Annotated in this window: 14 protein-coding genes; 2 read left to right on the forward strand and 12 right to left on the reverse strand. The window is 67.6% G+C overall.

Annotation, left to right across the window (positions count from 1 at the left end):
* Window positions 1–6 precede the first annotated feature (6 nt).
* The 10 genes from EJO71_RS07555 to EJO71_RS07600 all read right to left on the reverse strand — a co-directional run bounded on the left by EJO71_RS07555 (window position 7) and on the right by EJO71_RS07600 (window position 10228).
* On the reverse strand, window positions 7–963 hold the full coding sequence (locus EJO71_RS07555; RefSeq protein WP_125948583.1) for an AraC family transcriptional regulator: 957 nt from the start codon (window positions 961–963) through the stop codon (window positions 7–9).
* A 14-nt stretch (window positions 964–977) separates the two neighbouring features.
* Complete coding sequence (locus tag EJO71_RS07560; protein WP_125948582.1) at window positions 978–1952, reverse strand: carbohydrate kinase; 975 nt, start codon at window positions 1950–1952, stop codon at window positions 978–980.
* 21 nt (window positions 1953–1973) lie between these two features.
* Window positions 1974–2645: a transaldolase family protein gene (locus EJO71_RS07565; protein WP_125948581.1), complete on the reverse strand. Its 672-nt coding sequence runs from the start codon at window positions 2643–2645 to the stop codon at window positions 1974–1976.
* A 20-nt stretch (window positions 2646–2665) separates the two neighbouring features.
* Complete coding sequence (locus EJO71_RS07570; protein ID WP_125948580.1) at window positions 2666–3454, reverse strand: L-iditol 2-dehydrogenase; 789 nt, start codon at window positions 3452–3454, stop codon at window positions 2666–2668.
* Window positions 3451–4845 carry a D-arabinitol 4-dehydrogenase gene (gene dalD / locus EJO71_RS07575; RefSeq protein WP_125948663.1) on the reverse strand — a complete coding sequence of 465 codons (1395 nt, stop codon included), beginning with the start codon at window positions 4843–4845 and terminating at the stop codon, window positions 3451–3453. Before dalD ends, EJO71_RS07570 begins: the two co-directional genes overlap by 4 nt.
* 79 nt (window positions 4846–4924) lie before the next feature.
* Entirely contained in the window at window positions 4925–5965 is a 1041-nt protein-coding gene (gene ugpC / locus EJO71_RS07580; protein ID WP_125948579.1) for a sn-glycerol-3-phosphate ABC transporter ATP-binding protein UgpC, read from the reverse strand.
* 17 nt (window positions 5966–5982) lie between these two features.
* On the reverse strand, window positions 5983–6819 hold the full coding sequence (locus EJO71_RS07585; protein WP_125948578.1) for a carbohydrate ABC transporter permease: 837 nt from the start codon (window positions 6817–6819) through the stop codon (window positions 5983–5985).
* A 13-nt stretch (window positions 6820–6832) separates the two neighbouring features.
* A complete protein-coding gene (locus tag EJO71_RS07590; RefSeq protein ID WP_125948577.1) occupies window positions 6833–7690 on the reverse strand; it encodes a sugar ABC transporter permease in 858 nt (285 codons plus the stop codon).
* A 118-nt stretch (window positions 7691–7808) separates the two neighbouring features.
* Complete coding sequence (locus EJO71_RS07595; RefSeq protein WP_125948576.1) at window positions 7809–9119, reverse strand: sugar ABC transporter substrate-binding protein; 1311 nt, start codon at window positions 9117–9119, stop codon at window positions 7809–7811.
* Between the two features lie 179 nt (window positions 9120–9298).
* Window positions 9299–10228, reverse strand: coding sequence for a LysR family transcriptional regulator (locus EJO71_RS07600; protein ID WP_171022563.1), 930 nt, complete (start codon window positions 10226–10228; stop codon window positions 9299–9301).
* Window positions 10229–10320: 92 nt separating this feature from the next.
* Here EJO71_RS07600 and EJO71_RS07605 point away from each other — a divergent pair, with 92 nt between their 5' ends.
* Window positions 10321–11325, forward strand: coding sequence for a tripartite tricarboxylate transporter substrate binding protein (locus tag EJO71_RS07605; RefSeq protein ID WP_125948575.1), 1005 nt, complete (start codon window positions 10321–10323; stop codon window positions 11323–11325).
* A 49-nt stretch (window positions 11326–11374) separates the two neighbouring features.
* Window positions 11375–12442 carry a 4-hydroxythreonine-4-phosphate dehydrogenase PdxA gene (locus EJO71_RS07610; RefSeq protein WP_125948574.1) on the forward strand — a complete coding sequence of 356 codons (1068 nt, stop codon included), beginning with the start codon at window positions 11375–11377 and terminating at the stop codon, window positions 12440–12442.
* A 41-nt stretch (window positions 12443–12483) separates the two neighbouring features.
* Here the strand turns inward: EJO71_RS07610 and EJO71_RS07615 are convergent, their stop codons facing one another.
* Both EJO71_RS07615 and pgi read right to left on the reverse strand, forming a co-directional pair.
* Window positions 12484–12816 carry a DUF805 domain-containing protein gene (locus EJO71_RS07615; protein WP_125948573.1) on the reverse strand — a complete coding sequence of 111 codons (333 nt, stop codon included), beginning with the start codon at window positions 12814–12816 and terminating at the stop codon, window positions 12484–12486.
* A gap of 143 nt (window positions 12817–12959) precedes the next feature.
* The gene (gene pgi, locus EJO71_RS07620) at window positions 12960–14513 is read right to left on the reverse strand and encodes a glucose-6-phosphate isomerase (RefSeq protein WP_125948572.1); all 1554 of its coding nucleotides are present in this window, start codon (window positions 14511–14513) and stop codon (window positions 12960–12962) included.
* Between the last annotated feature and the right edge of the window lie 2 nt (window positions 14514–14515).

Raw genomic sequence — 14515 nt, forward strand, 5'->3', positions numbered from 1 at the left:
CGGTGCTTAGGAAGGGATGCCGCTGCCGAAGCGCGTGTCGGCCTGCTTTCGGAATTCGCTGGGCGTCATGCCCTTGATCTCGAGAAAGCGGCGGTTGAAGTTCGCCACGTTGTTGAAGCCCACCTGGTAGCAGATGTCGGTCACGTAGTGATCGGTCTGCATCAGCAGGTGGCAGGCGCTGTTGATGCGCACGCGGTTGACGAAGTCGGTGAAGCTGTTGCCGGTGGAGCGCCGGAAGAAGCGGCTGAAGCGGCTCTCGCTCATGCCCAGCTCGGCCGCCACGTCCGACATCGAGATCGGGTCGGCCATGTTGTTGGTGATGCGGTTGACGATGCCGTTGATCTGGTCGACCTGCGCGTCGCCGTCCGCGCCTTGCGCACCCTGCATCTGCACGCTCGACAGCAGCCGGTAGTCGGTGCATTGCGCCAGGTCGGCCATGAAGTCGAGGAACAGGCCCAGGCGGCGCACGCCGCGCGCGGCCTTGATGCTGTCCCAGTGCGACTGCGCCTGCTGCGACATGCCGAAGAACTCGATGCCGTGGCGCGCCCGCTCCAGCAGCTGCATCACCTCGCGCAGCTCGGGAATCTGCGCCGCCGCGTGCTCGATGGGCTCGTGGCGGAACTGGATCACCCGGTCGCGCCCCGCCGCGCCGCCCTCGGGCACGTCGAGCGAGATCCAGTTGTGCGGCAGCCGCGGCCCGCACAGCACCAGGTGCCCGGGCTGGAAGGGCCCGATCCAGTCGCCGATGAAGGCCTTGCCCGAGGTCTCGGTGATCAGGTGCAGCTCGTAGTCTTCATGGAAGTGCCATCGCACCAGCGGGCTCGGGAAACCGTGCGCGAGGCAGCGCACCAGGCCGGTCTCTTCGGGGGTCTCGTAGCCCAGCGAAGGGGAGCGCGTGAAGTCGCGCTCCAGCTCGGGCTGGCGCTGACGGGGAATCGAACGCTTGCGGGTGGACGTCGTCATGATGACAGCCCGGCTCAGGGCCGGGAAGCAGCAGCAACAGCCGTATTCTGTGCCTTCGCCAGTGCGGCGTGAACCGCCTCCAGCGTCGGTGGATCGGCACCCTCTCGGGTGCAATTGAGGGCAGCGGCGGTGGCCGCGAAGCCCATCACAGCCTTCCAGTCTTCGTCGCCCAGTCCGTCGAGCTGCTCCGGCCGCTCGACGCCGTGCGCGAGCAGCGACACCGACAGCCCTGCCGTGAAGGTGTCGCCCGCGCCGATGGTGTCCACCACGGTGACGCGCGGCGCGGCCACGCTCAGCGACGCATGGCCCGCGCGCCAGAGCGTCGCGCCGTCGCCGCCGCGCGTGACGATCACGGCTCGCGCACCGGCCTTCAGGCACTCTGCAGCCAGCGCATCGACCGGCTGGCCGGGCGCGAGCAGTGCCGCATCCTCGTCGCTGAGCTTGACCAGGTCGGCCATGCCGAACCAGCCCGTCACGCGCTTGCGGTAGGCCGCCATGTCCGAAATCAGGCTGGGCCGCACGTTGGGGTCGAACACGATCACGCGCTGCCCCCGGTTCGCCGCGACCAGGTCGGTGATGCGCGTGGCGGCCGGGTCCTGCAGCAGCGAGATCGAGCCGAAGTGCAGGAAGCGGCACTCTGCCGGCAGTTGCGGCAGCGGCTCCGGCGCCCAGGTGGCATCGGCGCTGCCGCTCGTGTAGAAGGCGTAGCGGTTGGTCTGCGGCGTGCGCTCGACGAAGGCCAGCGTCGAAGGCGCGTTGCTGCGCAGGATGAAGCTGGTGTCCACGCCGTTGCGCTGCAGGAAGCCCATCAGCCGCTCGCCGAACAGGTCGGTCGAAAGCTGGGTGAGAAAACCGGTGGGCTGCCCGAGCCGCGAACAGGCCACTGCGGTGTTGAGCGGCGAGCCGCCCTCGTGCCCGAGGAATGCGAGGTTGCCGGCCTCGCTGGCGGTGAAATCGATGAGGGCTTCGCCCGTGAGTGCTATGCGCATGGTGTCTGGATTCTGGCTGGATCAGGGCAGGTCGCGCGCGTCGGCCAGGAAGCCGCGTTCGGCGGCCAGCGTGGCCGGATGGTCGAGCAGTTCGGAAAACAGGCGCGGCGGGATGGTGATGGCGCCCACGCCCAGCCTCAGCAGCGAAAGATACGCCTCGCGCGAACGGATGCTGGCCACCAGCAGCCGCGTGCCGGAAGAAGGCCGCTGCGCGACCAGCGCCTGCATCTGTGCGATCAGCGCAAGGCCGTCGACGCCGGAGTCATCCAGCCGGCCGAGGTACGGTGCCGCATAGGCCGCGCCCAGTTGTGCCGCGAAGTGCGCCTGCTCGGGCGCGTACACCGCCGTCCAGGTGACGGGCACGCCCTGCTCAATGAGTTGCGCGCCAGCCGCCAGCCCCTGGCGCGTGGCGGGAATCTTCACGACCAGTTGTCCGGTCTCGAAGTGCGACAGCAGCGTCCGCGCGTCCTCGAGCATGCCGTCCGCATCCTCCGAATACACCTGCGCCTGCACCTGCCGCGCACCCAGCTCGATGCAGCGCTTCAGCAGGCGGGGCACATCGCCCCGGCCGATGCCGGCGCGCTTGAGCAGCGTGGGGTTGGTCGTCACACCATGCACCACCGGATGCGGCAGGCAGGTCTTCAGCTCCGACAGGTCCGCGCTGTCGAGGTACAGGTGGAAGTCTTCGTTCATCGCACGCAGGAAAGGAATCTTCAGCTCATGACATTGCCGCCATCGACATTGAGGGTCTGCGCCGTGATGTAGCGCGCCTCGTCGCTGGCGAGAAACACCGCCGCCCCCGCGATGTCGTCCGGCACGCCCATGCGTCCGAGCGGCACCGCCAGGCCGACCTGCCGCTTCTTCTCTCCAGGCGGCAGCCCCTCGGCCCTGGCGAACAGGCTGTCGACATGGTCCCACATCGGCGTGTCGACCACACCGGGTGCGATGCCGTTGACGCGGATGCCATGCGGCGCCATGGCCAGCGCCGCGCTTTGCGTGTAGCTGATGACGGCCGCCTTGGTCGCGCAGTAGTGCGACACCAGCGCCTCGCCCCGGCGCCCCGCCTGCGAGGCCATGTTGATGACCGACGCGCCCTGCGTGCCGGCTTCGACCATGTGGCGCAGCACGGCCTGCATCACGAAGAACATGCCCTTCACGTTGACGGCGAAAAGACGATCGAACGAAGCCTCGTCGCTGTCGAGCAGCGGCGCGAGGTCGAACACCGCCGCGTTGTTGAACAGCGTGTGGATCGGCCCGAAGGCGACCTGCGCCTCGGCCAGCATGTGGGCGATGGCCTTGGTGTCGGTCACGTCGGCCGCGATGTAGGCCAGCCTGTCGGGGTGTTGCTGCTGCAGCGTGCGCACGGCTTCGGGCGCGGCCGCCGCGCGGTCGATCACCGTGCAGCGCGCGCCCTCGGCGATGCAGGCCGCCGCCACGGCCAGGCCGATGCCGCCGCCCGCGCCGGTCAGCAGCACATGCCGGTCCTGCAGGCGGGCACTCATGGCTTGCGCTCCGAAGCTTTCTGCACGAAGCGCGCGACGCGCCCGCTGCCCCGACGCACGGCATCGATCAGGCGCGCATCGCCCGCAAGATTGCCCCACAGCCCCACGTCCGAGCACAGCGCGACGACCGGGTCGGCTGCGTCGCAGATGGCATGCGCCACCGCCTCGTCCATGCCCTGGTCCTGGTAGGCGTAGGGCAGCACGCCCTTGTGCCAGCGCTGCAGGAAGGCGAGGAACAACGCGGGCAGCATCGCCACGCTGTCGATGGGCTGGCCGGCCGCGAGACGCTCGCGCACCGTCGGCGCGATGAAGCCGGGGATCTTCGAGAAGCCGTCTGCCGCCACACGCTGATTGGTGTCGCGGATCGCGGGGTTGCCGAAGCGGTCGAGCACCACGTCGCGATACGCCGCCAGGTCGATGGGGCTGGGGCTCAGGCAGGGAATGACATCGTCGGTGACGTAGTCGAAGGCCATCTTGCGGATGGCCGCGTCATGGGTGCCTTCGTGGATAAAGCCGAGCCCCACCAGCGTGCCCGCCCAGGCAATGCAGCTGTGCGTGGCGTTGAGGATGCGGATCTTGGCCTCTTCGTAAGGCTGCACCGATTCGACCAGCTCCACGCCCACGCGGCCCCAGTCGGGCCGGCCGGCGATGAAGTTGTCCTCGATCACCCACTGGATGAAGCTCTCGCCGGTGATGGCGGCCGCGTCGTCGCGCCCCGTGGCGGCCTTCACGCGCGCGCGCAGCTCGGGCGGCGGGCGCGGCGTGATGCGGTCGACCATGGCGTTCGGGCAGCGCGTGTTCGCGTTCACCCACGCGAGCAGATCCGCATCGCCCGCGAGCTCGATGAACTCCAGCAGCCCGGCGCGGAAACGGTCGCCGTTGTGGCGCAGGTTGTCGCAGTTCAGCAGCGTGACCGGGCCGGCGTTCGCGGCCTTGCGCGCGCGCAGGATGGCGCAGACGGCGCCGTAGATGGTCACGCCGTCGCCGCCGGTCTCGCCGCGCCGAGCGCGTTCCACGTCGGCGGCCAGGTCGGTGAAGGACAGGTCGAGCCGGCCCTTGTCGTCGAGGTAGTAGCCCGCCTCGGTCACGGTGAACGAGACGATGCGCGTCGACGGCGCGGCGCCGCGCGCGATCACGTTGGCGAGCGAGCGCTCCCAGGGCAGCACCTCGCGGATCGCGCCGATCTCCTCGTAGCGGTACTCGCCCGCGGGCGAGACGGTCTCGAGCGTGTAGCGACCGCCCTGCGCCTGCAGCGCGGCGACGACGTCGGCCATGTCCGGCCGGATGTTGGCGCCCGACAGCGACCAGCGGGTGTCGCCCGCGTCGATCAGCCGCTGCAGGTACACGGCCTGGTGGGCGCGATGGAACGAGCCCAGGCCGAGATGGAGCACCGTGAACTCGGTGAGAGCCGGTGGAGTTTGCGCGATGGTCACGGGGATGTCTGTTGAAAAAACGGTAGGTGGATGAAGTTCACGCGGCGACCGACCGGCCCTCGCGATTGAAGAGATGCAGCACCGACGGATCGAGCTCCACCGCCACGTCGTCGCCGGCCTGCAGCGGCGTGCGGTCGTTCTGCCGCGCGATCAGCGGCACGCCGGCCACTTCGACGTGGATGAGCGTGTCCGCGCCCAGCGCCTCGATCAGCTCCACGCGGCCGAGCACGTCGGACACCGGCGCGCCCTGCTTCGGATGCACGCGCAGGCCCTCGGGGCGCACGCCCAGGAAGCCGTCAGACGGCAGCCGGCCACCGGTGGCTGCGGAGAAAGAAGGAATGGCATTCGCCGCCACCATGTTCATCGACGGCATGCCGATGAACTGCGCGACGAACTGGTTGGCCGGGCGGTCGTACAGCTCCAGCGGCGTGCCGACCTGTTCGATCAGCCCGTCTTTCAGCACCACCACGCGGTCGGCCAGTGTCATGGCCTCGACCTGGTCGTGCGTCACGTAGATGGTGGTCGCGCCGAGCGCGCGGTGCAGCTTGTGGATTTCGACCCGCGTGTTGCCGCGCAGCGCGGCGTCGAGGTTAGACAAAGGCTCGTCGAACAGGAACACCTTCGGAGCCCGCACGATGGCACGGCCGATGGCCACGCGCTGGCGCTGGCCACCCGACAGGTCCTTGGGTGTGCGATCGAGGTACTGCGTGAGGTTGAGCGTCTTGGCCGCGTACTCGACCTTGGTCTTGATCTCGCTCTTCGACACGCCCGCGAGCTTGAGCGCGAAGGACATGTTGTCGTACACGCTCATGTGCGGATAGAGCGCATAGCTCTGGAACACCATCGCAAGATCGCGCTTGCCCGAGGGCGCCCAGGTGATGTCCTTTCCGTCGAGCAGCAGGTTGCCACTGGTGATCGGCTCCAGCCCCGCAATCAGCCGCAGCAGCGTCGACTTGCCGCAGCCCGAAGGCCCGACGAAGACGATGAACTCGCCCTTCTGGATCTGCAGGTCGACGCCCTTGATGATGTTGACTTCACCAAAGCTCTTCTTGATGTTCTTGAGTTCGAGGTAGGCCATGAGATGTCTCCCTTTCTTTACTTGACGGCGCCGAAGGTGAGGCCTTGGACGAGCTGCTTCTGGCTGAACCAGCCGAACACGACGATGGGCGCAATGGCCATCAGCGAAGCCGCGGACAGCTTGGCCCAGAACAGGCCCTCGGGGCTGGAGTACGAAGCGATGAGCGTGGCCAGCGTGCCGGCCTTGGCGGAGGTGAGGTTCAGCGCCCAGAAGGCCTCGTTCCAGCTCAGCACCAGGCACAGCAGGCCGGTGGATGCGAGACCGCCCACCGACAGCGGCATCACGACGTGGCGGAACTCGGTCCAGAGGTTGGCGCCGTCCATGCGCGCGGCTTCCAGGATCTCGGGCGGAATGTCCTTGTAGGCGCTGTAGAGCATCCACACCATGATCGGCAGGTTCGACAGCGTGAACACGATGGTCAGCGCGGTGAGCGAGTCCAGCATGCCCGCGGTCTGCGCGATCACGTAGATCGGCACCAGCGCGCCCACGGCCGGCATCATCTTGGTGGAGAGCATCCACATCAGGATGTCGCGCGTCTTCTTCGTGCGGAAGAAGGCCATCGAGTACGCGGCGGGCGCCGCGATCAGCAGGCCGAGGATGGTCGAGCCCAGGCTGGTGATGAGCGAGTTGCGCGCGTACAGCAGGTAGTCGCTGCGGCGCTGCACTTCGCCGAAGTTGTCGAGCGTGGGCTCGAAGATGAAGAGCGGCGGCACGTGGATGGCCTGCAGCTCCGTCTTGAAGGCCGTGAGGAACAGCCAGCCGAGCGGAAAGAACAGCAGCAGCGCGACGGCCCACGCGCCGACGGTGCGCAGCAGTTGCGGCAGGAAGTTGCTGGGAGCTTGTGTCTGTTGCATGGCGTGCGGCTCCTCAGTCCAGGTTCTTGCCGATGATTCGGATGAGGAACACGGCCACGATGTTGGCCAGCACCACCGCGAACAGCGCACCCGCCGAAGCCACGCCCACGTCGAAGTTCATGAGCGACTGCTTGAAGATCATGTAGGTCATGTTGGTGCTCTCGTTGCCCGGGCCACCGTTGGTGGTGATGGCGATCTCCGCGAACACGCTGAGCAGAAAGATCATCTCGATCATGATCACCACCGCCATGGGGCGGGCGAGGTGCGGCACGGTGAGATAGAAGAAGCGCTGGAACGAGCTCGCGCCGTCCATGCGGGCGGCTTCCATCTGCTCGCGGTCGAGCGACTGCAGCGAGGTGATGAAGATCAGGCAGGCAAAAGGCAGCCACTGCCAGGCCACCATGATGATCACGGACAGCAGCGGCACGTCGGTGAGCCAGTCGACCGGCTGGGCCCCGAAGGCGCGCCACACGTCGGCCAGCACGCCGTAGATGGGGTTCATCATCATGTGCTTCCACAGCAGCGCGTTGACCGCGGGCATGACGAAGAAGGGCGAGATCAGCAGCACCCGCACGATGCCGCGCCCCGGGAAGGGCTCGTTCACCAGCAGCGCGAGCAGCACGCCGAACACCACCGTAATGACGATCACGCTGCCGATCAGCAGCAGCGTGTTCCACGTGGCCGGCCAGAAGTCGGGGTCGGTGATGAAGTAGTGAAAGTTCTCGATGCCCGCGAAGGTGCGCTCGCCAGGCTGCATGAGGTTGTAGTTCACGAACGAGAAGTACAACGTCATCGCCAGCGGCACGATCATCCAGGCGAAGAGCGTGAGCACGGCGGGCGCCATGAGGGCGCGGGGCAGGAGTCTTTTCATGTTCTGGGTCCCTGGGCATTAGGTCAGGACTGCCGCGGATCCGGCTTTGCCGGTCCGCTGGCAGTGCCCCCTGCGAGGGGGCTGGCGCGCAGCACGAAGTTGCGCGCGGCCTGGGCGCTTACTTGTAGTACCCGGCCTTCTTCATCTCGCGCTCTGCAGCGGTCTGCGAAGTCTTCAGCGCCTGGTCGACCGTGACCTTGCCCGACAGCGCCGCGCTCATCTGCTGGCCCACCGCCACGCCGATGGCCTGGAACTCGGGAATGGCCGCGTACTGCACGCCGACGTACGGCGACTTGGGCAGCGTGCTGTCGGTGAGGTTCGCGCTGTCGATGGCCTTCTTCTCGGCCGCCGCGAACTTGGCGACCTTCTGGAACTCGGGGTTCGCGTAGGTCGACTTGCGCGTGCCGGTCGGCACCGAGGCCCAGCCGGTTTCCTTGGCCACCAGGGCGATGTAGTCCTTGGAGGTCGCCCACTTGATGAACTTCTGCGCAGCCTCGTCCTTGGTCGAGCTGGCCGGAATGGCCAGGTTCCACGACCACAGCCAGTTGGCGCCCTTCGGCGTGGCGGCGGTGGGGGCCTGCGCGAAGGCCACCTTGTCGGCCACCTTCGACTGCTTCGGATCGCTGATGAACGAGGCCGCGATGGTCGCGTCCACCCAGGCTGCGCACTTGCCTTCATTGAAGAGCGCGAGGTTCTCGTTGAAGCTGTTGGCCGATGCGCCCGGAGGGCCGTCCTTCTTCATCAGGTCGACGTAGAAGCCGATCGCGTCCTTCCAGGCCTTGGTGTCGATCTGCGGCTTCCACTGCATGTCGAACCACTGGCCGCCGTTGGTGTTGACCAGCGTGGTCAGGAAGGCCATGTTGTCGCCCCAGCCCGGCTTGCCGCGCAGGCACATGCCGTACACGCCGGCCTTCGGGTCGTTGGCCTTGTCGGCGAACTCCTTCACCTGTGCCCAGGTGGGCTGGTCGGGGAACTTCACGCCCACCTTGTCGGCCAGGTCCTTGCGGTACATGAGCATGGAGCTCTCGCCGTAGAAGGGCGCGGCGTAGAGCTTGCCTTCGTTCGACAGGCCGTCGCGGATGGCGGGCAACAGGTCGTCGACGTCGTAGGCGGCGTCGGTGGCGATGGGCTTGAGCCAGCCTTTCTTCGACCAGATCGGGGTTTCGTACAGGCCGATGGTCATCACGTCGAACTGGCCGCCCTTGGTGGCGATGTCGGTGGTCACGCGCTGGCGCAGCGTGCCCTCTTCCAGCGTCACCCACTTGAGCTTGATGTCGGGGTTCGCCTTCTCGAAGAAGGGGGTGAGCTTCTGCATCTCGATCATGTGGCCGTTGTTCACGGTCGCGATCACGAGTTCGGTGGCGGCCTGCGACACGACGCCCGTACCGATGAGTGCGAGGACGAGGCCCGCTTTCAGAAAACGCTTCATGTTTGTCTCCTAGAGGTGAGCGACGCCCAGTTCTGTCGGGTCGCCGTGCCGCGAATTCTGGAGAAGCGCGCCTGCGGTTTTGGTACTGCCACAGCCATCACCAGTACTTTCATGCACCAGTTGGCTAGTGAATTCCCTAGTTAACGCAATACAGCATGGAAAACTGCATCCCAAAGGCTTCAGGCGCCGCCCAGCAGCTGGCGCCGCAGCTGCGCGGCCGCGGGCGACAGCGCCCGGTCGGTGCGGGTGATGAGGCAGATCGGCGGCACGCGCACCGGCAGCTCGATCGGCACGGCGCGCAGCACGCCCAGGCGGGCGTAGTGGTCGGCCTGCGAGGCGGGCATCACGGCCGCCATGTCGGAGCTCTCGAGCAAGGCGGTGATGGCGATGGGCGATGCCGTTTCGATGATGTCGAGCCGCGCCTTGATGCCCGCTTCGCGCATCGCCGCCTCGAAGCGCCCGCGCTGCGGCGAGCCCGGCGGCTGCAGCACCCACGACCAGCCCGCCATGTCGGCCAGCGTGACGGTGGCGCGCTCGAACACCGGATGGGCGGCGCGCACCACCACCACCTGCAGCTCGCCCAGCAGCGGCACGCTCGCGTACTTCGCCTCGTCGTGGCCGTCGGTGAGGCGGCCCAGCACGAAGTCGACGTCGCCCTGCTCCAGCTGCGCCTGGATCACGTCGCTGGTCTCGACCACCACCGACACGGCCACCTGCGGGTGGCGGCGGTGGTACTCCACCAGCGCCGGCGCCAGCAGCCCCGAGACCGCGCCGGGCACGCTGCCCACGCGCAGCGCGCCACTGAGGCCCGAGCGCAGGGCCTGCATCTCCTCGCGGGCGGTGCCGAAGTCGCTGAGTACGCGGCGGGCATAGCGGATCAGGATCTCTCCGTAGGGCGTGGGCTCCATGCCGCGCGCCGATCGCTCGAAGAGCTTCTCGGCCAGTGAGTCCTCCAGCTGCTGCAGCAGCTTGGTGGCGGCGGGCTGGCTGATGTTCATGGCCTCGGCCGCCCGGCCCAGGTGGCGATGGGTGTCGAGCCGGGCCAGCAGGAGCAGCTGGCGCGGCCGCACATGGAGCATCAGCGAAGCATCGGTCAGCCCTGAAGTCATAGCCAAAAGTATATGGAGCTTCGGGCTTTTTCGATTGGATCGCGCGGGCGAAGCTCCGTACGCTGGAGCCACTACAAGCAGGAGACAACCCGATGAAGCCTTCCTTTCCCGCCCGCGCGGCCGGGCTGGCAACGCTGGCAATGGCCGCGCTGCTCGCCATGGCGACAGCCGGAGCGCAGCAGCAACAACAACCGGCGCAGACCTACCCCGACAAGCCGATGCGCATCATGGTCGGCGCCTCGCCCGGCGGCGGTACCGACATCCTGGCGCGCGTGCTGGCCGACAAGTTCTCGCCTTCGCTCAAGCAGCCCGTGGTGGTCGAGAACAGGCCCGGCGCCTCCAACACCATCGCGGGCGAACTCACGGCCCGCGCGCCGGCCGACGGCGCCACGCTGCTGCTGGCCACCAACACCGCGCAGGCGGTGGCGCCGCACATCCTCAAGCTCAAGTACGACCCGCTGAAGGACCTGCAGCCCGTGGGCCTGGTGGCCGTGATGCCCAACGTGCTGGTGGTGTCGGCCAGCTCGCCCTACAGGTCGGTGAAGGAACTGGTGGCGGCCATGGCCGCGAAGCCGGGCAGCTTCAAGTACGCCTCTTCCGGCATCGGCAGCACGCAGCACGTGGGCGGCGAGGCCTTCAACCTGGCCACGGGCATGAAGTCGATCCACGTGCCGTACAAGGGCAGCTCGCAGGCGCACGTCGACATCATCGCGGGCGAGGTCGACATGATGTTCGACAGCACCTCCTCGGCCATGGGCCAGATCAAGGCGGGCAAGTTCCGCGCGCTGGCGGTGAGCGCACCGCAGCGCTCGCCCGAGCTGCCCGACGTGCCGACGCTCGCCGAGCAGGGCATCAAGGGCGCCGACGTGTCGACCTGGTACGGCCTCTACGTCACGGCCGGCACGCCGCGCCCCGCGGTCGAGCGGCTGAGCGCCGAGCTCTCGCGCACGCTGAAGCTGGCCGACGTGCAGACACGCATCAAGGCGCTGGGCGGAGAGCCCGGCGGGCTGACCGGCGAGCCCTTCGCGGCGATGAACAAGCAAGAGTTCGACCACTACGGCCAGCTCGTGCGCGACGCCAACATCAAGGCCGAATGAGACGGCCGGACCTTCTTTCTCTTTCTCTCAACCGCATCCGACCGACACCATGTCCACCCCTTCCTCCAAGACCCAGAGCGTGACCTCCGCCAAGCCCCGCATCGCCGTGCTGCTCGGCGATCCGAGCGGCGTCGGCCCCGAGATGGCCGTGAAGCTGCTGGCGCGCCAGCGCAACCTCGACGCCGCGCGCGTGCTGCTGATCGCCGATCCGATCGTGCTGGCGGCCGGCGAACGCGCGGCGGGCACGAAGCTCGATCCGCTGCGCATCGACAGCCTCGACGCGCTGCACTTCGAGGACGGCCGCCCCACCCTGCTCGCATGCGACTGGATGGCGGGACGGGAGCCCGTGCCGGGCGAATCGAACGAGCAGTCGGGTCGTGCCTCGTTCGAGGCGCTGGAGCTGGCCACGCTGGCGGTGCTGCAAGGGCAGGCCGAAGGCATTCTGTTCGCGCCGCTCAACAAGCATTCGCTGCGCCTGGGCGGACTGGTGCACGAGGACGAGCTGCGCTACATGCAGGAGCGCTTCGCGGTGACGGGCTTCGTCTGCGAGTTCAACCTCACCGGCTCGCTGTGGACCTCGCGCGTGACATCGCACATTCCACTGAAGGACGTGGCAAGCCACATCACGGTGCAGGGCGTGAGCGACGCGGTGAAGATCATCGCGTCGGCGCTGCGCCGCGCGGGCGTGGCGCGTCCGCGCATCGCGGTGACGGGGCTCAATCCGCACGCGGGCGACGGCGGCTCCATCGGCATGGAGGAAATCGAGATCATCGCGCCCGCCATCGAGCAGTTGCGTGCCGAGGGCTTCGATGCGCGTGGCCCGTTCTCGCCCGACACGGTGTTCATCGGCGCGCGGCGCGGCGACGTCGACGCGGTGGTGTCGATGTATCACGACCAGGGGCAGATCGCGATGAAGCTCATGGGCTTCGAGCAGGGCGTGACGCTGCACGGCGGCCTGCCGGTGCCAGTGGCAACTTCGGCCAGCGGCAGCGCGTTCGACATCGCGGGCAAGGGGCTGGCGCAGATCGAGGGGCTGCAGCAGGCCTTCGACCTGTGCGTGCGCATGGCGGGCGGCGCGCCGGTGCGCACGGCCGCGCAGACAGCGGTTGCAGCCTGACCAAACAAAAAGGGCCGCTTTCGCGGCCCTTCATTGGAAGCTCAGGCAGTCGGCGGCTCGCCGTAGGCGTTGGACTCGGGCTGCGTCGGCTGCACGTAGAAGTAGATCAGCACGAGGTTGACGAGCGGGATGATGGCCAGCAACAGGAACCAGCCGCTCTTGCCGATGTCGTGCAGGCGGCGCGCCGCAACGGCCAGCGCTGGCAGCAGCAGGCCCAGGGCCACGATGCCGTACAGGAAACGATGGATCAGGCTTGCCACGATGAGAACGACCAGCTGCGCAAGCACGAACCACCAGAACTCCGAGCGCGATGCGCGCCCCGTGAAGTCCGTGTACTTGCCGAGACAGGTCTTGACCGCTGTTTGAAAATCCATTGATCGACTCCTCTTTTGTGATTGGTCCCAGGGAAATTTCCCCGGGCCATCATATCGACGCGTCTTTCAACAGCAAATACAGCCGTAAGCCATAGCCAGGCTTAAAACAAAAGGCTCCGAAACGGCCTTCCGGCCGCTCCGGATCAGCTCGAGAGCCGCTTCAGCAGGCCCGCGGTCGAGGCATCGAGCCCCGTGATGTCGCCCGATGCGAGGCGCGGCTCGATGTCCCTGGCGAGCACCTTGCCGAGCTCCACGCCCCACTGGTCGAAGCTGTTGATGCCCCATAGCGCGCCGCTGGTGAACACGCGGTGCTCGTACATCGCGAGGAAGGCACCCAACGCCTCGGGCGTGAGCTTCTCGAACACGAAGAAGGTGCTCGGCCTGTTGCCCGGGAAGTTCTTGTGGCCGCCCTCGTCGAGCTTGCCCACCATCAGCGCCTGCGCCTGCGCGAGCGCATTGGCGAGCAGCTTGGGGTGATGGCCTTCGAGATCGTGCGAGGCATCGCGCACCGCCACGAACTCGAGCGGGGTCACGTCGGTGCCCTGGTGCAGCATCTGGAAGTAGGCGTGCTGGCCATTGGTGCCGGGCTCGCCCCACAGCACCGGCGAGGTACCGAAGGCCAGCGGCTTGCCGCTCGCATCGACCTGCTTGCCGTTGCTTTCCATCTCGAGCTGCTGCAGGTAGGCCGGCACGCGCTTCAGCGCGCTGTGGTACGGCGCGATGCTGCGGCTGGTGAACTTGTGGAAGTTGCGATACCAGACGTCGAGCAGGCCGAGACGCACCGGCAGGTTGCGCTCCAGCGGCGCGGTGCGAAAGTGCTCGTCCATCGCATGCGCACCCGCGAGCAGCCGGCGGAAGCCCTCGGCACCGATGGCCAGCGCGATCGGCAGGCCGATGGCCGACCACAGCGAATAGCGGCCGCCCACCCAGTCCCAGAAGCCGAAGGTGGTGTCGATGCCGAACTTCTTCGCCGCTTCCACGTTGGTGGTGAGCGCCGCGAAGTGGCCCGCGATGTCGGTGCCGCCCGACTGCTCGTACCAACGCTTGGCCGAGAGCGCGTTGGTCATCGTCTCGGCCGTGGTGAAGGTCTTCGAGGCGATGAGGAACAGCGTGTGCTCCGGCGCCAGGCCCTGCAGCACGCCGGCCAGCTCGTGGCCATCGACGTTCGAGACGAAGTGGAAGCGCTTGCCCGGCGCGGCGAACTCGGCCAGCGCCAGTACCGCCATCTGCGGGCCGAGGTCGGAGCCGCCGATGCCGATGTTGACCACGTCGGTGATCGTGTGGTCGCCGCGCACCTTCTCGGCATAGGCCAGCATCGCGTCGAGCGTGGCGTGCACCTCGCGCAGCTCGTTCGCCGTCTTCGGGCCCGTGGGCGCATCGGCCGGCGCGCGCAGCAGCGTGTGCAGCACGGCGCGGTCCTCGGTGTTGTTGATGTGCTCGCCGGCGAACATGGCGTCGCGGTGCGCCTCGAGGCCGCACTCGCGGGCCAGCTTGAAGAGCAGTTCTTCGGTGCGCGCGTCGATCAGGTTCTTCGACAGGTCGGCGAAGACGTAAGGCGCCTCCTGGCTGAAGCGCCCGAAACGGCCCGCGTCGTCCACGAAGGCATGGCGCACGTCGAACTGGCGGCCCGCGGTCTCGAAGGCGGACTGCAATTGCGCCCAGGCCGGCGCGCGATCGCAGCGAAGGGTCATGGCCATCT

It is taken from the genome of Variovorax sp. 679, from assembly GCF_003952185.1.
Classification (GTDB): domain Bacteria; phylum Pseudomonadota; class Gammaproteobacteria; order Burkholderiales; family Burkholderiaceae_C; genus Variovorax.

Bases quoted from the DNA above. Each gene is read 5' to 3' on its own strand.
- EJO71_RS07555 (WP_125948583.1), bottom strand. From the start codon at position 963: ATGACGACGTCCACCCGCAAGCGTTCGATTCCCCGTCAGCGCCAGCCC.
- EJO71_RS07560 (WP_125948582.1), bottom strand. From the start codon at position 1,952: ATGCGCATAGCACTCACGGGCGAAGCCCTCATCGATTTCACCGCCAGC.
- EJO71_RS07565 (WP_125948581.1), bottom strand. From the start codon at position 2,645: ATGAACGAAGACTTCCACCTGTACCTCGACAGCGCGGACCTGTCGGAG.
- EJO71_RS07570 (WP_125948580.1), bottom strand. From the start codon at position 3,454: ATGAGTGCCCGCCTGCAGGACCGGCATGTGCTGCTGACCGGCGCGGGC.
- ugpC (WP_125948579.1), bottom strand. From the start codon at position 5,965: ATGGCCTACCTCGAACTCAAGAACATCAAGAAGAGCTTTGGTGAAGTC.
- EJO71_RS07585 (WP_125948578.1), bottom strand. From the start codon at position 6,819: ATGCAACAGACACAAGCTCCCAGCAACTTCCTGCCGCAACTGCTGCGC.
- EJO71_RS07590 (WP_125948577.1), bottom strand. From the start codon at position 7,690: ATGAAAAGACTCCTGCCCCGCGCCCTCATGGCGCCCGCCGTGCTCACG.
- EJO71_RS07595 (WP_125948576.1), bottom strand. From the start codon at position 9,119: ATGAAGCGTTTTCTGAAAGCGGGCCTCGTCCTCGCACTCATCGGTACG.
- EJO71_RS07600 (WP_171022563.1), bottom strand. From the start codon at position 10,228: ATGACTTCAGGGCTGACCGATGCTTCGCTGATGCTCCATGTGCGGCCG.
- EJO71_RS07605 (WP_125948575.1), top strand. From the start codon at position 10,321: ATGAAGCCTTCCTTTCCCGCCCGCGCGGCCGGGCTGGCAACGCTGGCA.
- EJO71_RS07610 (WP_125948574.1), top strand. From the start codon at position 11,375: ATGTCCACCCCTTCCTCCAAGACCCAGAGCGTGACCTCCGCCAAGCCC.
- EJO71_RS07615 (WP_125948573.1), bottom strand. From the start codon at position 12,816: ATGGATTTTCAAACAGCGGTCAAGACCTGTCTCGGCAAGTACACGGAC.
- pgi (WP_125948572.1), bottom strand. From the start codon at position 14,513: ATGGCCATGACCCTTCGCTGCGATCGCGCGCCGGCCTGGGCGCAATTG.